The organism is Micromonospora sp. URMC 106 (assembly GCF_051386395.1).
Taxonomy (GTDB): Bacteria; Actinomycetota; Actinomycetes; order Mycobacteriales; family Micromonosporaceae; genus Micromonospora.
On record NZ_JBPQTP010000001.1, the window covers coordinates 141,323 to 163,756 of the forward strand.

A 22,434-nucleotide genomic window follows, 5' to 3' on the forward strand; every position below is an offset into this window, starting at 1 on the left:
GGTCCCGTCGCACGTACGCAGAGCTGACCATCGGCCGCCGACGGCGCTCGCTGTCGGCCGTTGTGAGCGTCCACGACCGGGGCGGTACGCGCCGGAACGGGCGGCGTCGACGGCTGCGTCGCCGGCTCACCGAGCGGGCGACGCAGCCGTGCGACCGGGATGCGTCCTCGCGCTCCGCGCTCCGCCGGCTGGTGCCGAGTGCGGCGCCGCCGTGCCGGTCACCGGGCCACCGCCACCGCGTGCGGTCCGCCTGCGGGCCGCTTGCCGCGAATGGGCCATAATGGGCGGCCGGGGGGTGGTGGCCGCGTGGAGTTCCGGGTCCTCGGCTCGGTCGAGGCGTACTCCGCCGGCGTACCGGTCGACCTCGGTGCCCGCCGCCAGCAACGTCTGGTGCTCGGGCTGCTGCTGCTGGAACCCGGTCACCCGGTCCCGGTGGAGCGGCTCGTCGAACTCGTCTGGGGGTACGACCCTCCGCCGTCCGCCCGCGGCACGCTCCAGGCGCTCGTCTCCAGGCTGCGCGCCCGCATCCGCCGCGCCGGCGCCGACCCGGTCGGCACCGGGTCGACGGGGAGCGCCGGCCCCGAGATCGCGCGGTCGGGTGCGGGCTACCTGCTGCGGGTGGATCCGCACGCCGTGGACGTGCATCGCTTCACCGACCTCGTCGCCCGGGCGCGGAAGGCCGACGGCGAGCGTTCCGTCGAGTTGTTCGACCTGGCGCTCGCGCTGTGGCGGGGCGATCCGCTGGCCGACGTCGCCCCGGCGGCCGTCCGGGACCGGCTGTGCGTGGGCCTCCGGGAAACCATGTGGACGGCCGTCGAGGACCGTCTGGAGGCACGGATCCGGCTGGGCCGCTCCCGGGAGGTGCTGGACGAGCTGACCCGACTGGTGGCCGAGCATCCCGTCCGGCAACGGCTGGTCGGTCAGCTCATGCTGGTCCTGCACCGGGAGGGACGCACCGACGAGGCCCTGCGCACCTACCGCGACCTGCGGGCCCGGCTGGCCGGCGAGTTCGGGCTGGATCCCACCCCGGAACTGCAGCGGCTGGAAGCCGCGATCCTGCGGGCCGACCGTCCGCTGGACGTCCCGTCGGCCCCGCCCCCGCCTCCCGTGCAGCTGTCGCGCCGCGCCCCGGACAATCCGCCCGTACGCCCCGCGGAGCTTCCCCACGCGCCCGGCGGATTCGTCGGCCGGCAGCCCGAACTGGCCGCGCTCGACGCCCAGCTCGACGCCGTCCGACGCACCGGCCGCCCCGGCATCGTCGTGGTCGACGGGATGGGCGGGATCGGCAAGACCGCCCTCGCCCTGCACTGGGGCCACCTGCGGCGGGACGCCTTCCCGGACGGCCAGGTGTACCTCGACCTGCGCGGATTCAGCCCCGGTGACACCCCGATGACACCGGCGGAGGCGCTGCCCCGTCTGCTGCTGTCGCTCGGCGTGCCGCCGTCGGACCTGCCGCCCACCCTCGACTCCCAGTGCGCGCGGATGCGCAGCCTGACCGACGGTCGCCGGCTGCTGATGGTGCTGGACAACGCCTACGACGCCGCGCAGGTCCGGCCGCTGCTGCCCGGAAACGTGACCGGCCTGGTCGTCGTGACCAGCCGCCGCCGACTCTCCGGCCTGCTCGTGCGGGAACAGGCGGTGCCGCTGAGGCTCGCGCCGCTGCGCCCGGCCGAGTCCATGGACCTGATCGCCGGATGCCTGCGCGGATCCCGGCCCGACGAGCGGGAGGCGCTCGCGGACTACTGCGGCCACGTGCCCCTGGCGATCCGTATCGTCGCCGCCCGCGCGCTGGACCTGCCGGACCGGCCCCTCGACGACCTGCTCGACGAACTGCGTCGGGGCCGCCTGCTGGACGCCTTCGAAGCGCGCGACGGCCCCGACACCAACCTCCGCACCGTCTTCTCCTGGTCGTACCGTTGGCTGTCGCCACCAGCGGCCGAGCTGTTCTGGCGACTGGCCCTGCACCCGGGGGAGAGCATCGGTGTCCGCGCGGCGGCGGCGCTCGCGGGCCTCGCCGTGCCACGGGCCAGGGACCTGGCCGCCGAGCTGCACCGGGCCAACCTGCTGCAGCAGCCGGCACCGGACCGCTACCAGTTCCACGACCTGGTCGGCGCGTACGCCAGGGAGCTGGCCGACGCGCCGGAGAACGCCGATGAACGCCGGCTCGCGTTCGGCCGGCTCCTCGACTGGTACCTGCACACGGTCAGCGCCGCCGAACGGGTACTGCAACCGCACCGGCCCCACTTCGATCCGGCCTCGCCGCCCCTGGTCGAGCCCGTACGGTTCGAGAGCTACCAGGCCGCGCTGAACTGGTGCGAGGAGGAGCGGACGAACCTGGTGCCGGTGGTCTGCGCGGCGGCGACGGGCGGGGCGCCCGAGCACGCCTGGCAGCTGGCGTTGGCGGCGTCGGCGTACTGGTACATCGCCAAGCGCCGAGAGGACTGGCGGGCGGCGACCGACGTCGGCGTGGCCGCCACCCGCGCCCTGGGCGACCCGCGGGCCGAGGGGGCGCTGCTGGCCAGCCTGGCGACCGCGCTGTGCGAGAGCCGGCGCTATCCGGAGGCCATCGAGCTGTACCAGGAGTCGTTGCGGCTGCACGAGGCCAGCGGTGACCGTGACTGGCGACCGACCAGCCTGAACAGCCTGGCCGTCGCCCACGCCGAGGCGGGTCGGCCCGCCGAGGCGCTGGCGACGTTCGCCCTCGCCCGGCAGGAGCACCGGCTGCGGGGCAACCGGCGGGGCGAGGGGGTGGCGCTGCAGAACATGGCGCAGTGCCACGTCCTGCTCGGCGAGCCGGGCGAGGCGATCGCCCGCCACGAGGAGGCGCTGACCGCCATGCGGGACGCCGGTGACCGGTACGCCGAGGCCATCTGCATCGCCAACCTGGGCGAGGCCCACGCGGAGCTCGGCGACCACGAGCGGGCGATCCTGCGTTTCCGCGACGCGGTGCGGCTGCACCTGGCCACCGGCAACGAGCACGGCAGGGCAAGGACCCTGCTGGCGCTGGGACGGTCGCTCGGTGCGCTGGGGGACACCGACGGCGCCCGGTCCTGCTGGCGGGAGGCGCTGACGGTCTTCGACGAACTCGGCGACCCCGAGGCCGACGAGATCCGTGCGCTGTTGGGGGAGCGGACCGCCGGCGACGGCTGACCGGGCCGGGACGAGGAGGGACGCGTCGGCAGCTCGACGCTCAGTGCGCGGAGACCTTCCAGTAGCCACCGAAGTAGACACGTTCCTTGGCGATGCCGCGTTCGGCACACAGGTGCCGACGGACGGTGGTGACCATGGCCACCGCGCCTGCTCGGTGGGCCCGACTCCCGCAACACGGCCCGCCACGATGCTTCGACAGGGCGGGGCATCGGGCCCGGATTGCGGACCAGGTGACCCGAGGCCGCCCGCGAGGCCGACGAAACCCGCGCGCTGCCGTCGCGGTTGCGTACCTTCAGGACTGGCGCGAGGGTAGGGAGATGTTGCGTCGCTGCCGGGCCACTTCCGACGCGCTCGACCCGGTCGGGGCGGAGCGGAACGAGGAGCACCCGTTCCACGGCACCGCGTCGCGGTGACCTCGGACTGGTGGGCCGGTCCGCCGCCACGGCGGGTCAGTCACCTGCCGGACGCCGACCCCGAGCTGCTCCGGGTGGCGCTGGACCCGCTGCCGCCGGCGGCGCCGGCGATCGTGCACTGTCGGCCCACCGTCGTGGGCCCCCTCGGCGACCTGGTGGACGTGCTCCTCGACGAACTGGACGCCGTGGTGCTCGCGATGTTCCCCCGCTGGCTGCCGGGAGCCGACCGCCTCGACGGGGGCGGGCCGCTGGGCGCGGCGGCGGTCCGCGCCCTCGCGGCCCGCGCCGCCGCCCGCTCCCGGCACTTCGGCCCGTTCCTCGCCGACCTCGCCGAGCGTGGGCTACGCGGCGCACGCCAGCCCGGTGGCCGCACCCGCTTCCCGGCGGAGGTACGCGCCGCCGGGCTCGCCCGAGTGATCGCCGAGGCGTACGACCGAGAGGGCTGTCTACTCCTGGTCGCTCTGCCCGAACTGGGCCCGGACGCCGAGCGGACGCTCGTGGCGGCGGCCGAGTGGCTGGTGCGGCACGGTGGTTTCACGGTCTGGCTGGCCGGCGCGCCCTTGCGCCACGCCGACCGGGTCCGTTCGGTACCGGTGGCGGTGCCGACGCGCTTCGTGGAGCTGGCCGGCCCGGCCGGTCGGATTCCCGACACCATCGCCCGGCGTGATCCGGTCGTGCTGGCCTGGCCGCCGATCGCGGGTGTACCGCGCGGCGACAGCGCAGCCGAGCAGGCGCTGGAACGTGCGCTCGCGCCACACGAGTGGGCGCGGGGCCGGCGGTGGAACCAGACGTACGAGTGGCACAGGCTCGGCGAGTCGTACCGGCTGGATCTTTTTTGGCCCGCGGAAGGGCTTGCGGTCGAGGTGGACGGCCCGGAACATCGGGGGCGAATCGCTTTCGCCAACGATCGGCGGAGGGACGTGCAGCTGCAACTCCTCGGCCTGGACGTGCTCCGCTTCACCAACGAGCAGGTGCTGTCCGACGCGCAGGCGGTGGTCGACGGGATCCGTCGTCTGCTGGCCCGGCGACGCGCGGGCGGCACGCACCCCCACGGAGATGAGACATCATGACGAGCCCGGCGGACGTCCCGAGCCTGACGCCGAACCAGATCAACGCCCTTGTGGTGCTGATGGTCGAGGCACGCCGACTCACCAACGTCGAGCTGCGTGAGCTGGCTGGCTTCGCGCTGACCGGCAGGGACAACGAGAAGCTCGTCAAGCTGGGCCTGGTCGAGACCGACCGGACGCATCGGCCGTTCGCGCACGAGCTGACCGACGAGGGCTGGCGGGTGGTGCGTCAGCTGCACACCGCCACGCCGCCGAAGCAGGGCGGCTCCGCGAGCCGGTCGCTGTTCACCGTGCTGTCCAACCTGCACCGGTCGCTGGACCGGCTCCGGGTCAGCCACGGCGACTTCTTCACGCGGACCGACGAGTCCGTCGCCGCCACCGCCGGCACGCCGGAGGCAGCCGCTCCGGTCGCCTCGGCGCAGGTGGAAGGGCTGGTCCGCGCGGCGTACCGGGACCTGGCGAAGGCCCCGGGCGCCTGGGTCGGCCTCGCCGACGTCCGGGACCGCCTCGCCGATCAGGACCAGGCCATGGTGGACGCCACCTTGCGGGCCATGGTCGGCCGGGACGACGTTCGCATCATCCCGGTGGCGAACACCAAGTCGCTGACCCCGCGCGACCGGGCCGCCGCCGTGCGGATCGGAAACGAGGACAACCACGCCCTGGCGATCGGCCCGGCGTGATCCCCGACGACCAGCGGACCGCACTGGAGGCGGTGAGTCTCAGCCCGGCGGTCACCCCCGACGACGTCTGGCGGCCCAGCCGGCACAACGTGCCGGAGCTGCACGAGAAGGTGGTCGCGGAGATCCTGCGCGGGGTGGCCCGGGCCCGCACCGACGACACCAGCGTGCCGCTCGGCGTGGCCATGCAGGGCCGCGCGGGCGCGGGCAAGACCCACCTGCTCGGCGCGGTACGCGAACGCATCCAGCACGACGGCGGCTACTTCTTCCTGGTCGAGCTGGTCAGTGGCAAGACGTTCTGGGAGAGCGTCGCCCTGGCCCTGGTCGAGGGCATGGGCCGCGACGCGATCGGCTGGGGCACCCAGCTGCGTACCTTCCTGCGCCGGCTCACCGCGCAGCTCGGCCTCCCGGTCGACGTACGCGACGCGGTGGCGGGCACCCGACCGGTGGACCGCGGGCAGCTCGACGCCTTCGTCCGGGCGCTGCGCACCCGCGACCGGGAGGTCGGGCGGGACTGCCAGGACACCGCGCGGGCGCTGGTCCTGCACGGCGCCGTCGACTTCGAGGCGCAGGACGTCGGCTACGCCCACCTGATCTCCGAGCCGGGTGACCCGGCCGGGCGGGCGGCGTGGGGACTGAGCGCCGCGATCCGGACCCCACAGCAGGTCGTCCAGGACATCTCCCGGCTGATGGCGCTGACGCTGGACCCCACGGTCATCGCCGTCGACCAGCTCGACACCCTCTTCGCCCAGACCAGCACGTCGCTGCTGGATCAGCACGCCGGCCTGGAGGACGGCCAGGCCAAGGTGATCGGCCCGATCGCCGACGGCCTGCTCAAGCTCCGCGACGTCACCCGCCGCACGCTGGTGGTCGTCTCCTGCCTGCCGGACACCTGGGAGCTGCTGACCCGCAGCGCGCCCACCCCGGTCGGCGACCGGTTCCGCCAGGCGACCCTCCCGGACCGGATCCCCACCCCGCAGATCGGCCGGGCGATCGTCGCGAAGCGCCTCGCCGCCGCTTTCGCGGGCCCGCACTACGTACCGCCTCACCCCACGTGGCCCATCGACCCCGCCGCGTTCGTCGACGCGCCCACCCTGACGCCGCGCGCCCTGCTGCGCCGGGTGGACCGCCACGTCGCCTGGTGCCGCGACCGGGACGAGGTGGTGGAACTCGACCGGCTCATCGAGGGCGCCGATGCGACACCGGTGTCGGTCGCCGTCGCGGGCGTCGGCGACCCGGCGACGGACGAGCGCCAGCTGCGCGAGCTGGACGCCCGGTTCGCGCGGCTGGTCGCGGCGGCGGACGTGGCGGCGGCCCTCGACCCGCACACCGAGGACGAGCGCATGCCGCCGCTTCTCGCGGCCGGTCTGGCCGCCTGGATCGCCGAGCAGGCCCCGACCGGCGCCACCTACAAGTACGATCCGCCGCCGGGGCGCAAGCCCGCCCTGCACGCGCGGCTGGTCGAGGTGCTCGACGAGGCCACCGAGAACGAGGCGCACTGGTGCTTCCGGGCGGTCGCGCACCCCAACGCGATCGCGGTCACCGCGCGGGTCAAGGCCGCCTGCACCATGGCGGGGCTCGACCGGGACCTGCCGCAACGCCGGCTGGTGCTGCTGCGCAACAGCCCGTGGCCGACCGGAAGGCGGACGACCGAGGTGTTGGCCGCCTTCGACGCGGCCGGTGGTGTCCGCTGCGGGGTGGCGGAGGCGGACCTGCGGGTCTTCGCGGCGCTGTCGGTGCTGGCGGCCGAGCCGTCCACCGCGTTGCAGGAGTGGCTGGTGCTCCGCCGCCCGGCCAGCGGCACCGCCCTGTTTCGGGCGGTCCTGCCCGGGGCGGACCCGGCGTCCGGCGCCACCGTGCCCGCACTGCGGGACGAGTTGCCCGCCGACGTCGCCGCGCCGCCCGCCGACGCGGCCAGCAGCCCGTCGACCGGTCCCGCCGCCGTGCCGGCGCCCGCCGGCTCCGAGGCGGTCGACCTGGTGCTCGACGGCCGGACGCCCCACCCCGTCGCCGCTGCGGCCGACGGGCGCTCGATCGGGCTGGGACGCACCCTCGGGGGTGGCCATCCCTTCAGGGTCGACCTGGAGTCACTCCGCCGGCACACGGTCGTGTTCGCCGGATCCGGCTCGGGCAAGACGGTGCTCATCCGCCGGCTCGTCGAGGAGTGCGCGCGGCAGGGCGTCTCCGCCATCGTGCTCGACCCCAACAACGACCTCGCCCGGCTCGGCGACCCGTGGCCCGACCCACCGAGCGGTTGGGGTCCGGGCGACGCCGAACGGGCCGAGGACTACCTCACCCACACCGAGGTCGTGGTGTGGACGCCCCGGGTCACCGCCGGGCGGCCGCTGAGCTTCCAGCCGCTGCCCGACCTCACCTCGCTGCGCGACTGGCCGGACGAGTTCGACCAGGCGGTCCGCTCCGCCGTGGAGGCGCTCGCGCCGCGCGCGGGCGTCGACCGCTCGACCCGGCTGGCCCAGCAGGGCAAGGCCGTCCTCACCGAGGCCCTCCACGCGTACGCGAGGAGCGGAATGGTGGGCCTGCCGGGCTTCACCGAGTTCCTCGCCGACCTGCCCGACGGGGTCAGCCGGTTGGCCCGCGCCGACAAGTTCGCCCAGGAACTGGCCGAGACGCTCAAGGCGGCGATGGTCACCGATCCGCTCTTCGGTGGGGTCGGTGCACCGGCCGACCCGGGGCTGCTGCTGACGCCCTCGCCGGGACGGCGGGCCCGGATTTCGGTGATCAGCTTTGTCGGTCTCACCTCCGACCAGGAACGGCAGAGCTTCGTCAACCAGTTGCAGATGGCGCTCTTCGCCTGGATCAAGCGGCACCCTGCCGGTGACCGGCCACTGGGTGGGCTGTTCGTCATGGACGAGGCGCAGACGTTCGCTCCGTCGACCGGCAACACGCCCTGCACGGCCAGCTCGATCGCGCTCGCGTCGCAGGCCCGCAAGTACGGGCTCGGTCTGGTCTTTGCCACGCAGGCGCCCAAGGGTCTGCACAACCAGATCTCCGGTAACGCGACGACGCAGTTCTTCGGGCTGCTCAACGCGCCCGCGCAGATCGACGCGGCCCGTCAGCTCGCCGAGGCGAAGGGTGGGCGGCTCCCCGACATCGGCCTGCTGAACAGTGGCGAGTTCTACGCGGCTGGGGAGGGGTTCTCGTTCGTCAAGGTGCGCACACCGCTGTGCCTCACCCACCACCCGAAGGCGCCGCTGAGCCCCGAGGAGGTCGTTGCCCGCGCCCATCCCGACCGCTGACCGCCGACTACGCCGGTCGTGCGGGGATCCCCGCGGAGCGGCAAGGCGGCGCGGGGCGAGCCGGGCATCTCCCGATGCCCGTCGCGGGCCTGGTCAGTGACCCAACCGCTGCCGCGCGAGGAACTTCGGCACCACCATCCGCCACGCCTCCGTCACCAGCTCGGTCATCTGCTCGGGCCCGAGCCGGGTGAGATGACAGCACAGCCAGTTGAACCGCAGGTCGGACGCGCCGGGCAGGAAGAACAGGTCCGGCTCGGCGGCGACGAGCTCGTTCCGCTGCTCCTTCGGGTAGCCGAAGCCCATCGTCAGCTCGTCGCGGGAGAACGCGACGTAGACGATGGGGCCGACGCGGAACTTCACCCGGTCGCGGACGAGGTGCTCGCTGCTGCGGGGCAACGTCCGGGCCAGCGAACGGACGTCGGCGACGGTCACCACGGGTACGACGGTAACGGCGCCCACCGACAATTCGTCGGAGGACCTGCCGGTGAACGTGGCGACGGCCCTGGGCGGTGCGGCCGGCAGGTCCATGACGGGCCCCGAGCGGTCATCCGGTTCCGAGGGCGCCGCACGTTTCGCGGCGCGGCGAGTTGTTCGACACCCGCCGCGCTCGGGCCGGACACCGGCGCTTCAGCGCCCGAGGTGCCGCGACCCGGTCGCCGGCCGCCGGCCGGCCGGGGCAGGATGAACACGTGCACATCGAGCCGGTGGACTGCGCGCCCGAACAGGCGTTCCCGCGAGCGGTCCTGCGGCAGCGCTGGCAGGATCTCACCTTCCTGCACTGGGCGGTCGCGCCGGAGCTCGTCGCGCCCCTGCTGCCGGCCGGGACCCGCCCGGACACCCTCGACGGGCTCAGCTACGTCGGCCTGATCGGCTTCCGCATGGTGGGGCTGGGCCTCGGTCGGGGGCCGGGGGTGCCGTACTTCGGGAGCTTCTGGGAGACCAACGTCCGGCTCTACTCGGTCGACGACACCGGCCGGCGGGCCGTGGTGTTCCGCTCGCTCGACGCGTCCCGGCTGGTCCCGGTGCTGGTCGCCCGGGCGACCCTGCGGCTGCCGTACATGTGGTCGGCGATGCGGCTCGACCGCGACGGCGACCGTTACACCTACCGGTGCCGGCGCCGCTGGCCCGGCCCGGTCGGGGCCACGAGCCGGATGGTGGTCCGGGTGGGTGGGGCCATCGCCGACCCGACCCCGCTGGAGCACTTCGTCACCGCCCGGTGGGGACTGCACACCCGGGCGTACGGGCGCACGCGCCACCTGCCGAACTGGCATCCCCGCTGGCCGCTGCACCGGGCCGAGTTGCTGCACCTGGACGACGAACTGGTCGCCGCCGCCGGGCTGCCGCCGCCCGCCGGGCCGCCGGCCAGCGTGCTGTACTCGCCGGGCGTGCCGGTGCGCTTCGGCCCGCCGGTCAGGCTGCGCTCACCCGGCTGACCGCCGGGCCCGCGGTGGGCCGCACCGGTGGCCGCCGCCCGTCGCGTCCCGCGGTGACCTCAGCGCCGCAAGGGCCGGCGCGGCGAACACCCGCACTGGTTGCGGGGGTTGCCGCGCCGGCCCGCCGGGTCACTGCTGGCGGTGGTCCGGGCTAATCATCGTGAAGCGGGCCAGCGTCTCCTCGGTGGCGTACCGGTGGAAGCCGGCCTTCTCCAACACGCGGACGGAGGCCGGATTCGACAACTCCACGGTGGCGACCACGGTGTGGACGTCCGGGGCGGCGAGGGCGAACTCCGCCAGCGCCCGGGTGGCCTCAGGGGCGTAGCCCCGGCCGCGGCGGGACGGCACGATGCCGTATCCGATCTCGACGGTGCCGTCGGCGGGCGGCCAGAACAGGCCGACCGAGCCCACCACCAGGCCACTGTCCCGCTCGACGATGAGGCGGTGGCCGTACTCGCCGAGCCATGCGGGGTGCTGGTCGAAGAGGCCGGCGATGACGCGATCTCCGTCGGCGGGGAAGTCGTCCGCCCAGTGGACCGATCCGGTGTCGCCGAGGACGGCGGCGACGTCGGCGGCGCTCCAGGGCCGAAGGACGAGACGGGCGGTGGTCAGGTCAGCGTGGGCTGACGAGGAAGAGGAAAGCACGTGTCACTCCTGGTCGTTGGAACCGACCCGGACCGCGCTCTGCTATGGCGCGGGCCGGACAAGGGCATGCTGATGGGGGCCGGCGACGGCCATATTCATCAACCTCCCTGTCCCGCTGGTCACGCGCCTCTCGCGTGGGCGCGACCCTAGCAACCTCTCCCCGTCCGGGGCAAAGCGTTTCCTGTCTTCCCGGGCCCGCCGGGCGGGGTCCCTGGGCGCCGCCCGGTGCGGCGCCCAGGGTTTCCCGGGCCCCGTCGGCCCGTCATCGGCTCACCGGGCGGCGCCGGCCGATCGGGTGAGCTGCCGGTGAGCGCGGATCAGTTCGGCGTAGCGCAGACCGCTCGCCTTGACCGTCCGCCGCTGGGTCGGGTAGTCCACGTGCACCAGGCCGAACCGCTTGTCGTAGCCGTACGCCCACTCGAAGTTGTCGAGCAGCGACCAGACGAAGTAGCCGGCGAGCGGGACACCCCGGCCGACCGCGGCGGCGCAGGCGGCCAGGTGCTGCTCCAGGTGGTCGGTGCGCTCCTTGTCCTCCACCGCGCCGTCCGGGGTGACCTCGTCCGGCCACGCCGAGCCGCTCTCGGTGACGATGATCTTCGCCGGCCGGTACTCCTCGTTCACCGCGACGAGCAGCCGCTCCAGCCCGGCCGGGCACACCTCCCAGCCCATCGCGGTCTCGACCGACCCGGGTACCGGCACCTGCCGGGCGTGCGGCGGCGGCCCGGCCGGGTCGTCGACCACCACCTGACGGAAGTAGTAGTTGACGCCGAGGAAGTCGGTCGGGGTGGCGATCACGGCCAGGTCGTCGCCGCGCACCGGCGGCTCCACGCCGTACGCGGCGAGCATGTCGGCGGGGTAGCCGCGGCCGTGTACCGGGTCCAACCACCAGCGGTTGACGTGGCCGTCCATCCGTCGGGCCGCCGCGACGTCCGCCGGCCGGTCGGTCGCCGGCTCGATCGGGCTGAGGTTGAGCACCAGCCCGACCGACGCCGGGCGGGCGGCGTTCGCCCGGATCGCCCGGGTGGCCAGCCCGTGCCCGAGCAGCACGTGGTGCGAGGCACGCACGGCCCGGGTCAGGTCCCGCTCGCCCGGGGCCATCCGCCCCTCCAGGTGCCCGATCCAGCACACGCACAGCGGCTCGTTGACGGTGGTCCAGTCCGCCACCCGGTCGCCGAGGCGGGCGGCCACCACGGCGGCGTAGTCGGCGAACGCCTCGGCGGTCGACCGCTCCGGCCAGCCGCCCCGGTCCTGGAGCACCTGCGGCAGGTCCCAGTGGTAGAGCGTGACGAACGGTCGGACCCCGGCGGCCAGCACCGCGTCGACCAGCCGGTCGTAGAAGTCCAGCCCCTTCGGGTTGACCGCGCCGACGCCGTCCGGGCGCACCCGGGGCCAGGCCACCGAGAGCCGGTACGCGTCGACGCCGAGGCGCCGCATCAGCCCCACGTCCTCCGGCCACCGGTGGTAGTGGTCGCAGGCGGCGGCGCCGGTGTCGCCGTTGTCGACGGCCCCCGGAACGCGGCAGAACGTGTCCCAGATGGACGGCGTCCTGCCGTCGGTGTCGACGGCGCCCTCGATCTGGTACGCCGAGGTGGCCACGCCCCACAGGAAGTCGGGCGGCAGGTTGGACAGGTCCGGCACTTCTCGGTTCTCCTCATGGCGCGCGGTGAACATGGCTCACTTGACCGCGCCGGCGGTGAGGCCGGCGACGAAGTAGCGCTGCAACGCCAGGAAGCCGGCGACGACCGGGACGCTGACCACCAGCGAGGCCGCCATCACCTGATTCCAGTAGACGTTGAACTGGGTGGAGTAGCCCTGCAGGCCGACCGCCAGGGTGCGGCTGTCCTCGTTGGTCATCACCGAGGCGAACAGCACCTCGCCCCAGGCGGTCATGAACGCGTACACGGTCACCGCGACCACGCCGGGCACCGCCGCCGGCAGCACCACCTGGAACAGGGTGCGCAGCGGCCCGGCGCCGTCGACCTGCGCGGCCTCGTCGAGCCCGCGCGGGATGGAGTCGAAGTAGCCGACCAGCATCCAGATCGAGAACGGCAGCGAGAAGGTGAGGTACGTGATGATCAGGCCGGTCCGGCTGGCGTAGAGCTGGATGCCGGTGGCGTTGCCGAGGTTGACGTAGATGAGGAACAGCGGCAGCAGGAACAGGATGCCGGGGAACATCTGGGTGGAGAGCACGGTCACCGAGAACAGGCCCCGGCCGCGGAACCGGTAGCGGCTCACCGCGAACGCGGCGAAGATCGCCACGGCGACCGAGAAGACCGCCGCCACGCTGGAGACGACCAGGCTGTTCATCAGGTAACGGCCGAGCGGCACGGTCGACCACATGTCCACGAACGCCTGCAGCGTCGGGCGGCGCGGCCACCACGTGAACGCGTTCTGCACGTCCTGCAGCGGCTTGAGCGCCGAGCTGACCATCACGTACAGCGGCACCAGGACGAAGATCGCGAGCAGGGTCAGCACCACCCGGCGGGCCCAGCGCTCGGCGGCGGTCTCACGCATCGTTCCTCCGGCGGTTGGCGATCAGCAGGTACGCGGCGGTGACCACGAGCAGGAACAGCAGCAGCGCCACCGACATCGCCGAGCCGGAGCCGAAGTCCCAGGTCTTGAAGGAGCTGCGGTAGATGTGGATGGAGATCAGATCCGCCTGCTCCGGGGCCGAGCCGCCGAAGAGCACGTACGGGGTGTTGAAGTCGTTGAACGTCCAGAGGAACAGCACCAGCAGCAGGACCAGGTTCACGGGCCGCAGCATGGGCAGGGTCACCGAGCGCAGCCGGCGCCAGAAGCCGGCCCCGTCCATGGCCGCGGCCTCGTACAGCTCGCCGGGGATGTTCTGCAGGCCGGCCATGATGCACAGGAAGGCGAACGGCCAGGACCGCCAGATCGACACGATCAGCAGCGCGAAGAAGCTGTTCCCGCCGATCAGCCAGAACGGCTTGTCGTCGAGCAGGTGCAGCTGGTCGACCAGGACGTGGTTGACCAGGCCGGTGTCCCGCTGGAACAGGAAGCTCCAGGTGATCACGGCGGTGTAGACCGGCAGCGCGTACGGGGTGAGGAAGAGCGCGCGCAGCACGCCGCGACCGCGGAAGGGCCGTTGCAGCAGCACGGCGGCGCTGGTGCCGAGCACCCAGGAGAGCCCGACCGAGGCGCTGGTGTAGACGACGGTCACCCCGAACGAGTGCAGCAACTCGGCCCCGGCGGCGGAGTCGAAATCGAGCACCATCCGGTAGTTCTCCAGGCCGACGAAGGGGGCGGTCGACCACTCGCGGATGTGGAACTGCGTCAGCTCCAGCAGGCTCATCCACGCGCCGACGAGCATCGGCACCACGTGGATCGCCAGCTCCAGCGCGACGGCCGGGGCGAGCAGCAGGTACGGCAGGAGCGACCGGCGGGGCCGGGAGCGGCCCCCGGCCGCTGTCCCGGAGCGGGTCGGCCGGTCGGGCACGACGACGTCCCGGCCGGTGGTGCTGGTTGCCATCACAGGTCCTCTCGCTGGGTGGCCGTGGGAGGGTCGGCGTCCCTCCCACGGCCACCGGTCCGGCGGGTCAGCGCATCTGCTGCTGGGCCCGGCTCAGCTTCTGCCGGACGCTGTCCTCGGTGACCGGCCTGCCGCTCGCCGCGTCGGCGAACAGCTCCTTGATGGCGGTGCCGACCAGCGTCTCGAAGGTGCTCTCGTCGGGCACCTGCGGCAGGGGCGCGGCCGTGGTGGCGAGGGTCTCCTGGAGCACCTTCTGCTCCGGCGCGGCGAACGCCGCGTCCCCGGCGGCGGTCTTGACGGCCGGCAGCGACCCGTACGTCCTGTTCAGCGCGATCTGCTCGGCGTCGCTGGTCATGAACTTGACGAACTCCAGGGCGGCGTCCTTGTTCCTGGTGTGCTTGAACACCGCCATGTTGATCCCGGCGACCATGCTGTTGACCTTCTTGCCGCCGGCCGGCGGGGCGGCCGGGAACGGCACCGGGGCGACGCCGTACGCGTCGGGGGCCATGTTCTGCGACTTCAGGTTCGACCCGGCGGCCTGCCAGAGCAGCATCGCGGCCTTGCCGTTGGCGAAGTCGGAGACCGACTGGTTCTGCGCGTACTCGGCGTTGCTCGGGTTGACGATCTTGTCGGTGGCCATCAGGTCGACGTAGCGCTTGACCGCGGCGACGTTCTGCGGGGTGTCGAAGGTCGGCTTGCCGGCGGAGTCGAACCACTCGCCGCCGTACTGCTGGCTGAAGGTGAACGCGTGGTGCGCGTTCTCCGACGGGTTGGCGCCCTCGACCGCCAGGCCCCACCTGCCGCCGCCGGTGAGCTTCCGGCCGGCCTCGGCCACCTGCTCCCAGGTGGTGGGCGGACTGGCGATGCCGGCGTCGGCGAACGCCTTCTTGTTGTAGTAGAGGGCGTAGGCGAGGCTGTAGAGCGGCACCGCCGCGGGCGGCTTGCCGGGGGCGCCGGCGGCGGCCAGCGCGGCCGGCACGAACCGGTCCTTGCCGCCGACCTTGGCGAGGGTGGCGTCGTCGAACTCGACCAGCGCGCCGGTGGCCTGCAGCGAGGCCGACCAGGTGTTGCCGATGTTCACCACGTCCGGGCCCTGTCCGGAGGCGGCGGCGGCGAGCAGCCGGTTGAGCAGGTCCGACCAGGGCACCACCTCGACGTTGACCTTGATGCCGGTCTGCTGCTCGAACCTGTCCAGCTCCGGCTGGAGGATCTGCTTGTCGGCCTCCAGGCTGGCGCCCTGGTTGCTGGCCCAGTAGGTCAGCGTCTTCGCGCCACCGGCGGAGGAGTCGTCGCCCGAACCGCCGCAGGCGGTCAGGGATGCGGCCGCCAGGACGACGGCGGTGAGTATCGCGAGGTGCCGTTTCGACACGAGCTGCCCTTCCGGTTACGGGGGTGGGGCGAGTGTTCCGACGGCGGTTCGCCGACGTGTAGCGCGAGTTACATCACGGCTTAATGAATGTCGTCATTAAAGTGGCTGTCGGCGGGAGCCGTCAAGCACGGGGTCGTACAGTCGCCTCGGACGACCCGGGGGATCGAGGTGGCGTGTGGAGTTGGCGCGAGCGACGAATCGCGGCGTCCGGCTGCGGAACCGGTCGGCGCTGCTGTCGAAGCTCTTCCTCGACGGCCCGCTGACCCGCCAGGACCTGGTCCGCAGCACCGGGCTCAGCCAGCCCGCGGTGAGCAACGTGGTGGGCGACCTGATCGACGAGGGCCTCGTCGTCGAGGCCGGCGCGGCCGAGTCCGACGGCGGCCGGCCCAGCATGATCCTCCGGGTCGCGCCGCGCTTCGCGTTCGTGGTCGGGGTGGACGTCGGCGAGACGCGGGTGCGGGTCGAGCTGTTCGACTTCGCGATGGCCCTGCTGGCCAGCGTCGAGTACCCGCTGGACCCGGTGCGCACCGAGCCGGCCGTGGTCGCCGGGCACGTGCTGGCCGGCATCGACGCGGTCACCACCCGGGCCGGGGTGGCCCCGGACGACGTGCTCGGCGTCGGCGTCGGCGTCTCCGGCGTGGTGGAGCAGAGGGAGCGGGCGGTGGTGCACGCCCAGGCCCTCGGCTGGGACGGGGTGCCGCTGGAGAGCCTCATCGCCGCCGGCACCGACCTGCCGCTGCGCATCGACAACGGCGCCAAGACGCTGGGCCAGGCGGAGATGTGGTTCGGCGCCGGACGGGGCGCCCGGCACGCCGTGTTCGCGCTGGTCGGCTCCGGCGTCGGGGCCGCCGTGGTGACCAACGGGGTCACCTACCGGGGGGCGTCGAGCAGCGCGGGGGAGTGGGGACACACCACCCTGGTGTACGGTGGGCGGCCGTGCCGCTGCGGGGCGCGGGGCTGCCTCGAGGCGTACGTCGGCGCCGAGGCGATCATCGACCGGTACCGGGAGGCGCGGCGCGGCCGGGCGGTGCCGGGCGACGACGAGGAGTCCCAGCTCGGCGCCCTGGTCGAGGCCGCCGCCACGTCGGCCACCGCCCGCCGGGTGCTCGACGAGACCGCCGGCTACCTGGGGGCCGGGGTGGCCAACCTGATCAACCTGTTCAACCCGGAGCGGGTGGTGCTGGGTGGCTGGGCGGCGATGGCGCTGGGCGACCTGCTGCCCGCCGTACGCGAGGCCGCCGGCCGGCAGGCCCTGCGCCAGCCGTACGCGCAGGCGTCGATCGAGCTGTGCCGGCTCGGCGTGGACGCGGTGGCGTTGGGCGCGGCCACCCTGCCGATCGCCCGGCTGCTCGCGGCCGGGGGCGTCCGGCCCTGAGGCGCCCGCCCGCGAGGCTCGCCGGGGCGATACCGGACGCATCGAGCATTCGGGATATATAACAGCGTTATAGATCGATGTCTTGACGCGGTCGCAACCGCGCCGTAACACTCTGCCGAGAGCGCTCCCCGATCGCGGTGCCCGTCCCGGTGGCACCACTGCACGCACCGCGGTCGCCCCTCCCGTCACCCCGTCGCGCCCGGCGTCCGCACCCCCTATCGACAGGCGAAGTCATGACATCTCGCGCTACATCCGTACGCCCGGCACCGGGCCGGCCGCCCCGCCGGCGTACCCTCATCGGGCTGGTGGTCGCCCTCGTCGCGGCGCTGGCGCCGACCGGCCTGACGCCCCCGGCGCAGGCCGCGCCGGTCCTGCTCTCCCAGGGCCGCCCCGTCACCGCGTCGTCCACCGAGAACGCCGGCACCCCCGCCGCGGCGGCCGTCGACGGCAACACCGGCACCCGCTGGTCGAGCGCCTTCAGCGATCCCCAGTGGCTCCAGGTCGACCTCGGCGCCCGGGCCACCATCAGCCAGGTCACCCTGGCCTGGGAGGGCGCCTACGCCCGGGCCTTCCAGCTCCAGACCTCCGACGACGGTGCCGCCTGGACCACCATCCACAGCACCACCGCCGGTGCCGGCGGCACGCAGACCCTCACCGTCAGCGGCGCCGGCCGGTACGTGCGGATGTACGGCACCGCGCGCGGCACCGCCTACGGCTACTCGCTGTGGGAATTCCAGGTCTACGGCGAGACCGGCGGTGCCGATCCCGCCTGCGGCAGCGCCAACGCCGCCCAGGGGCGCCCGGCCACCGCCTCGTCGGTGGAGAACGCCGGGCTGCCCGCCTCGGCCGCGGTCGACGGCGACCCGGGCACCCGCTGGGCCAGCACGGCCAGCGACCCCCAGTGGCTGCGCGTCGACCTGGGCGGCACCCGGACGATCTGCCGGGTCGTGCTGACCTGGGAGGCCGCGTACGCCCGGGCGTTCCAGCTCCAGACCTCCGACGACGGCGCCGCCTGGACCACCATCCACAGCACCACCACCGGCACCGGCGGCACGCAGACCCTCACCGTCGCCGGCACCGGCCGCTACCTGCGGATGTACGGCACCGCGCGCGCCACCGGCTACGGCTACTCGCTCTGGGAACTGCAGGTGCACATCACCGGCGGCGACACCGGCGAACCGGTCGAGCCGACCGACCCGCGCAACCCCAACTTCGGCCCCAACACCTTCGTCTTCGACCCGTCCACGCCGACCGCCACCATCCAGAGCCGGCTGGACACCCTCTTCACGCAGCAGGAGACCAACCAGTTCGGCCCGCAGCGCTACGCCGTGCTGTTCAAGCCGGGCAACTACACCGCCGACGTCAACCTCGGCTTCTTCACCCAGGTCGCCGGCCTCGGCATGAGCCCGGACGACGTCAACCTCAACGGCCACGTCCGGGTCGAGGCGTTCTGGATGGGGGGCAACGCCACCCAGAACTTCTGGCGCGCGGCGGAGAACCTGTCGGTGACCCTGCCCGCCGGGGTGACCGTCGAGCGGTGGGCGGTGTCGCAGGCCGCGCCGTACCGGCGGATGCACCTGCGCGGCGCGCAGAACCAGATCCAGCTCTGGAACGGCGGCGACGGCTGGTCCAGCGGCGGCCTGATGGCCGACACCCGCATCGACGGCCTCGTCGTCTCCGGCTCCCAGCAGCAGTGGTACTCGCGCAACAGCGAGTTCGGCAACGGCTGGACCGGCTCGGTGTGGAACATGGTCTTCCAGGGCGTGGTCGGCGCGCCGCCGCCGCACTTCCCGAACCCGTCGCACACCGTCATCGCGCAGACCCCGCAGGTGCGGGAGAAGCCGTTCCTCTACGTCGACGGCACCGGCGAGTACCGCGTCTTCGTGCCCGCGCTGCGCACCAACTCCACCGGCACCAGCTGGTACGGCAGGACCCCGGCCGGCTCGTCCATCTCGCTCAGCCAGTTCTACGTCGTGCGGCCCGGCACCAGCGCGGCCACCATCAACGCCGCGCTCGCCCAGGGCCGGCACCTGCTGTTCACCCCGGGCGTGCACCACGTCACCGAACCGATCCGGGTCGACCGCGCCGACACGGTGGTCCTCGGCCTCGGCCTGGCCACCATCCAGGCCGACAACGGCACCGTCGCGATGCGCGTGGCGGACGTCGACGGCGTGAAGGTGGCCGGCATCATGTTCGAGGCCGGCCAGGTCAACTCGCCGGTGCTGATGGAGGTCGGCCCGCCCGGCTCGGCGGCCAGCCACGCCGCCAACCCGACCTCGCTGCACGACGTCTTCTTCCGCATCGGCGGGCCGGGCGTCGGCCGGGCCACCAACACGCTGACCGTCAACAGCGACAACGTGATCGGCGACCACATGTGGCTGTGGCGGGCCGACCACGGCGACGGCGTCGGCTGGGCGGTGAACACCGCCGACACCGGCCTCACCGTCAACGGCGACAACGTGACGATGTACGGCCTCTTCGTCGAGCACTACCAGAAGTACCAGACCGTCTGGAACGGCAACGGCGGCCGGACGTACTTCTACCAGAACGAGATGCCGTACGACCCGCCGAACCAGGCCGCCTGGACGAACGGGTCCACCCGGGGCTGGGCCGCGTACAAGGTGGCCGACTCGGTGACCAGTCACCAGGCGTGGGGGCTGGGCAGCTACTGCTACTTCAACGTCAACCCGGCGGTCGTCGCCGACCGGGCCATCGAGGCGCCGACCAACCCGAACGTGCGGTTCACCAACATGGTCACCGTCTCCCTCGGCGGCGTGGGCACCATCAACCGGGTGGTCAACAACACCGGCGGCACCGCGAACGCCAGCAACCAGCAGGTGTACCTGACGAACTATCCGTGACCGTCCCCGGTGGTGGGCGCGGGCCTGGTCGTCCCGGCCGCGCCCACCACCGGTGCCCCAGGGCGAAGCCGCGTCCGGCGAGCACCGGACCGTGCGCGGGCGCGTGCCCGGCCGCCGCTAGGGTCGGGCCCTATGCGGACCAAGCAGGAGCTGAGCGCGGCCATCCGGCGGGAGCGGCGAGCGGCGCTCGTCGTCAACGCCCATTCCCGCCGAGGCCGCCAGCTCTACGAGGAGACCCGGTCGCGGCTGGTCGCGGCGGGCTTCACCCTGCTCGCCACGTACCCGGTCGACCGGCCCGCCGAGCTCGAGCAGAGCCTCGCCGCCGCCGCCGACCTCGGGCCGGACCTCCTGGTCGCCGGCGGCGGCGACGGCACGATCGGCACCGCCGCCCGCCTGCTCGCCCACCGCGACATGGCGCTCGGCCTGCTGCCGCTGGGCACCACCAACAACTTCGCGCGCACGCTCGGCATCCCGCTCGATCTCGACGCGGCGGTCGCGGTCCTGACCGACGGCAAGGTGATCGACGTCGACCTCGGCCTCGTGGGCAGCATGCGGTTCACCAACCACGTCGGCATCGGCCTGTCCGCCGACGTGATGCTCAGGACGCCACCCCGGCTCAAGCGGGTCATCGGCCGGCTCGCGTACCCGATGACCGCCCTGGCGCTGCTGACCCGGCACCGGTCACTGCGCGCCACCGTGCGCGCCGAGGGACGGCGGCACGACTTCGTCACCCACCAGCTGTACGTGGCGAACGGCGGCTTCCACGCCGGGCGGCTGATCACCGCGGACGCGAACGCCGACGACCGGCTGCTGGTCGCGTACCCGGTGGGCGGCCCCACCCGCCGTGGGCTGCTGCGCGACACGGCCCGCAACGCGGCGACCGGCCACCGTCGCACCCTGGGCGAGGAGCCGTTCCTCGCCGTACGCGAACTCTGGCTGGAGACCGACCGGCCGGCGCGGGTGGAGGTCGACGGGGAGCCGTACGGCGAGACCCCGGTCCGGATCGGCCTGGACCCCAACGCGCTGCGCGTCATGGCCTCCGCCGACAGCCCGGACCGTTAGGGCGCAACCGGTGGGTTCCGGTCCCGGCCGACGGGCCCGCCGCCGCGGGCGCGGGAGGACGTCAGTAGTTCCGCGCACGCTCAGCCGGCGGGTTCAGCGGCGGTCCGGGCGAGCTGCGGCAGCACCTTGTCGCGCCATCCGGGGCCCATCCGGTTGAAGGCGTCACGCTCGGACTTCTGATCGAGGTCGAATCCGCTGTGCTCGAAGAGCAACCGCGTGCCCCTGCCCTCCGCGGCGAGCCGCCAGGTCAGCGTCCACGTCTCGTTGAACGTGTAGACGAGCTTCTGTTCGGGGACCACCTCGACAACCTCGCAGGGCACCGCTCCCCAGCCCGGCATCTGGAGGTGGAAGCGGTGGCCGACGGTGGCGGCGATGTCGCCGGGCACCCACCAGCGGGCGTGCAGTTCGGGGTCGGTCAGCGTGCGCCAGACCCTGCTCGGCGGGGCGTCGACGAACTGGTCCACGGCGATGGTGTCGGTGGTGGTCACTGGTCCTCCTCGGCGACATCGGCGAGCGAGCGCAGCCGCTCACGCCAGAATCGTTCGAACGGGTGCAGCCACTCGCCGACCTGGGCGAGTGGGGCCGGGGTCAGGTGATAGTGCCGTTGCCGGCCTCTGGGCTCGTCGTGCACCAGCGCCGCGCGCCGCAGCACCTGCAGGTGCTCGGCCACGGCCGGCCGGCTCAGGTCGAACTGGTCGGCCAGCTCCCCGGCCGTGCGAGGCCCCTCCGTGAGCAGTTGCAGCAGCCTGCGGCGAACAGGGTTCGCCAGGGCGAGGAACACGTCGTCTTCGGGCACCGCCCCAAGATACGTCGGAAGTTGCCGACATGTCACGGATTTCCGACACTTTAGCGCGGCCCCCGACGCGGGCTGCCCAAGTCAGGCAGACCTCGTCGCGGATCCCGTCGCTGCGGGCTGCGCACGTAGGCGGACCCTAGGAGCCGCTGACCCTCGGCTGCTGGTGGTCGGTCAGCCGGAATCCGACGCCGCGCACCGCGTCGATGGTCACGCCGGTGCCGATGCCGGTGAGCTTGCGCCGTAGCCGCTTCACCAGCGACTGCACGTCGGCCTTGCGTTGCAGCCCCTCGTCGCGCCAGACCGACCGGTGCAGCTCGGCGTAGCTCCAGACCCGGATCGGCTCGGTGTTCAGGCAGGTCAGCAGGTCGTGCTCGAGTCGCGTCAGGCCGACCTCGCGGCCCCGGCAGCGCGCGGTCGACCGGGCCGAGTCGATCAGCAGCGTGTCGTCGGCCGCCTCGACCGCGGGGGACGCCCGCCCGGGCGGCGCCGGGGGCAGCCGCTGCGGGGCCGCGATCAGCCTGCGCAGCTCGTCGAGGTCGGAGACCAGCAGCAGCGGCGCAACGCCCTCGAGGCGTTCCGCGAGCCGGATCCGCTCGACCGGTGACGGTGTCACCGCGATCACCAGCGGGAACGGTTCCTCGGCCGGATCGGATCCGTCCGGCACCCTGCTTTCGTCGTGTGCCCCCACAGCACCCACCCGGAAAGAGGGGCAAATTTCTGCCCAGCTTCGTCATGATCGTGACAAGAATTGGCAAGCTCCCCGAGAGCGGACCAACGGATGGTGACAGATTGCTTACGTCACGTTCTTGATCGTCCTCTCGTGTCGATCATAGTGTCCA

General features: G+C 73.3%; 18 protein-coding genes. 8 read left to right on the forward strand and 10 right to left on the reverse strand.

Annotated elements, in window-relative coordinates:
* The first annotated feature begins 306 nt into the window (after positions 1–306).
* Entirely contained in the window at positions 307–3,150 is a 2,844-nt protein-coding gene (locus ACSNOB_RS00535) for an AfsR/SARP family transcriptional regulator (protein WP_436684472.1), read from the forward strand.
* 40 nt (positions 3,151–3,190) lie between these two features.
* Here the strand turns inward: ACSNOB_RS00535 and ACSNOB_RS00540 are convergent, their stop codons facing one another.
* Positions 3,191–3,370 carry an SIP domain-containing protein gene (locus tag ACSNOB_RS00540; protein ID WP_436684549.1) on the reverse strand — a complete coding sequence of 60 codons (180 nt, stop codon included), beginning with the start codon at positions 3,368–3,370 and terminating at the stop codon, positions 3,191–3,193.
* 189 nt (positions 3,371–3,559) lie between these two features.
* Here ACSNOB_RS00540 and ACSNOB_RS00545 point away from each other — a divergent pair, with 189 nt between their 5' ends.
* From ACSNOB_RS00545 to ACSNOB_RS00555, 3 genes are read left to right on the forward strand one after another with little or no spacing between them, the layout of a single operon-like run.
* Complete coding sequence (locus ACSNOB_RS00545; RefSeq protein ID WP_436684473.1) at positions 3,560–4,633, forward strand: endonuclease domain-containing protein; 1,074 nt, start codon at positions 3,560–3,562, stop codon at positions 4,631–4,633.
* Positions 4,630–5,310, forward strand: a complete 681-nt coding sequence (locus ACSNOB_RS00550) for a hypothetical protein (RefSeq protein ID WP_436684474.1) — start codon at positions 4,630–4,632, stop codon at positions 5,308–5,310. The genes ACSNOB_RS00545 and ACSNOB_RS00550 overlap by 4 nt, the downstream gene beginning before the upstream one ends.
* On the forward strand, positions 5,307–8,564 hold the full coding sequence (locus ACSNOB_RS00555; protein WP_436684475.1) for an ATP-binding protein: 3,258 nt from the start codon (positions 5,307–5,309) through the stop codon (positions 8,562–8,564). Before ACSNOB_RS00550 ends, ACSNOB_RS00555 begins: the two co-directional genes overlap by 4 nt.
* Positions 8,565–8,657: 93 nt before the next feature.
* Here the strand turns inward: ACSNOB_RS00555 and ACSNOB_RS00560 are convergent, their stop codons facing one another.
* Entirely contained in the window at positions 8,658–8,999 is a 342-nt protein-coding gene (locus ACSNOB_RS00560; RefSeq protein WP_436684477.1) for an MmcQ/YjbR family DNA-binding protein, read from the reverse strand.
* A gap of 254 nt (positions 9,000–9,253) precedes the next feature.
* Between ACSNOB_RS00560 and ACSNOB_RS00565 the strand changes: the two genes are divergently transcribed.
* Positions 9,254–9,997 carry a YqjF family protein gene (locus ACSNOB_RS00565; protein ID WP_436684478.1) on the forward strand — a complete coding sequence of 248 codons (744 nt, stop codon included), beginning with the start codon at positions 9,254–9,256 and terminating at the stop codon, positions 9,995–9,997.
* 129 nt (positions 9,998–10,126) lie between these two features.
* Here the strand turns inward: ACSNOB_RS00565 and ACSNOB_RS00570 are convergent, their stop codons facing one another.
* From ACSNOB_RS00570 to ACSNOB_RS00590, 5 genes are all read right to left on the reverse strand, one after another.
* Positions 10,127–10,642, reverse strand: a complete 516-nt coding sequence (locus ACSNOB_RS00570) for a GNAT family N-acetyltransferase (protein WP_436684480.1) — start codon at positions 10,640–10,642, stop codon at positions 10,127–10,129.
* Between the two features lie 270 nt (positions 10,643–10,912).
* Positions 10,913–12,313, reverse strand: a complete 1,401-nt coding sequence (locus tag ACSNOB_RS00575; protein WP_436684481.1) for a GH1 family beta-glucosidase — start codon at positions 12,311–12,313, stop codon at positions 10,913–10,915.
* A 3-nt stretch (positions 12,314–12,316) separates the two neighbouring features.
* Positions 12,317–13,156, reverse strand: a complete 840-nt coding sequence (locus tag ACSNOB_RS00580; RefSeq protein ID WP_436684483.1) for a carbohydrate ABC transporter permease — start codon at positions 13,154–13,156, stop codon at positions 12,317–12,319.
* Positions 13,149–14,132 (reverse strand): carbohydrate ABC transporter permease, encoded by a 984-nt coding sequence (locus tag ACSNOB_RS00585; RefSeq protein ID WP_436684484.1) that lies wholly within the window; start codon positions 14,130–14,132, stop codon positions 13,149–13,151. The genes ACSNOB_RS00580 and ACSNOB_RS00585 overlap by 8 nt, the downstream gene beginning before the upstream one ends.
* A gap of 67 nt (positions 14,133–14,199) precedes the next feature.
* Complete coding sequence (locus ACSNOB_RS00590; RefSeq protein WP_436684486.1) at positions 14,200–15,501, reverse strand: ABC transporter substrate-binding protein; 1,302 nt, start codon at positions 15,499–15,501, stop codon at positions 14,200–14,202.
* A gap of 175 nt (positions 15,502–15,676) precedes the next feature.
* Between ACSNOB_RS00590 and ACSNOB_RS00595 the strand changes: the two genes are divergently transcribed.
* The 3 genes from ACSNOB_RS00595 (at position 15,677) to ACSNOB_RS00605 (ending at position 20,799) form a co-directional block, all read left to right on the forward strand.
* Positions 15,677–16,876: an ROK family transcriptional regulator gene (locus tag ACSNOB_RS00595; protein WP_436684487.1), complete on the forward strand. Its 1,200-nt coding sequence runs from the start codon at positions 15,677–15,679 to the stop codon at positions 16,874–16,876.
* Positions 16,877–17,109: 233 nt separating this feature from the next.
* Positions 17,110–19,737, forward strand: a complete 2,628-nt coding sequence (locus ACSNOB_RS00600; protein WP_436684489.1) for a discoidin domain-containing protein — start codon at positions 17,110–17,112, stop codon at positions 19,735–19,737.
* A gap of 132 nt (positions 19,738–19,869) precedes the next feature.
* Positions 19,870–20,799, forward strand: coding sequence for a diacylglycerol/lipid kinase family protein (locus tag ACSNOB_RS00605; protein WP_436684491.1), 930 nt, complete (start codon positions 19,870–19,872; stop codon positions 20,797–20,799).
* An 80-nt stretch (positions 20,800–20,879) separates the two neighbouring features.
* On the opposite strand, the gene ACSNOB_RS00610 is transcribed toward ACSNOB_RS00605, so the two are convergent.
* The 3 genes from ACSNOB_RS00610 to ACSNOB_RS00620 form a co-directional block, all read right to left on the reverse strand.
* Positions 20,880–21,287: an SRPBCC family protein gene (locus ACSNOB_RS00610; RefSeq protein WP_436684492.1), complete on the reverse strand. Its 408-nt coding sequence runs from the start codon at positions 21,285–21,287 to the stop codon at positions 20,880–20,882.
* Entirely contained in the window at positions 21,284–21,595 is a 312-nt protein-coding gene (locus tag ACSNOB_RS00615) for an ArsR/SmtB family transcription factor (protein WP_393110628.1), read from the reverse strand. Before ACSNOB_RS00615 ends, ACSNOB_RS00610 begins: the two co-directional genes overlap by 4 nt.
* A gap of 136 nt (positions 21,596–21,731) precedes the next feature.
* Positions 21,732–22,259 carry a winged helix-turn-helix domain-containing protein gene (locus tag ACSNOB_RS00620; protein ID WP_436684494.1) on the reverse strand — a complete coding sequence of 176 codons (528 nt, stop codon included), beginning with the start codon at positions 22,257–22,259 and terminating at the stop codon, positions 21,732–21,734.
* Between the last annotated feature and the right edge of the window lie 175 nt (positions 22,260–22,434).

Coding starts and splice junctions, on each gene's coding strand:
- ACSNOB_RS00585 (WP_436684484.1), bottom strand. CDS start 14,132: ATGGCAACCAGCACCACCGGCCGGGACGTCGTCGTGCCCGACCGGCCG.
- ACSNOB_RS00575 (WP_436684481.1), bottom strand. CDS start 12,313: ATGTTCACCGCGCGCCATGAGGAGAACCGAGAAGTGCCGGACCTGTCC.
- ACSNOB_RS00600 (WP_436684489.1), top strand. CDS start 17,110: ATGACATCTCGCGCTACATCCGTACGCCCGGCACCGGGCCGGCCGCCC.
- ACSNOB_RS00550 (WP_436684474.1), top strand. CDS start 4,630: ATGACGAGCCCGGCGGACGTCCCGAGCCTGACGCCGAACCAGATCAAC.
- ACSNOB_RS00580 (WP_436684483.1), bottom strand. CDS start 13,156: ATGCGTGAGACCGCCGCCGAGCGCTGGGCCCGCCGGGTGGTGCTGACC.
- ACSNOB_RS00605 (WP_436684491.1), top strand. CDS start 19,870: ATGCGGACCAAGCAGGAGCTGAGCGCGGCCATCCGGCGGGAGCGGCGA.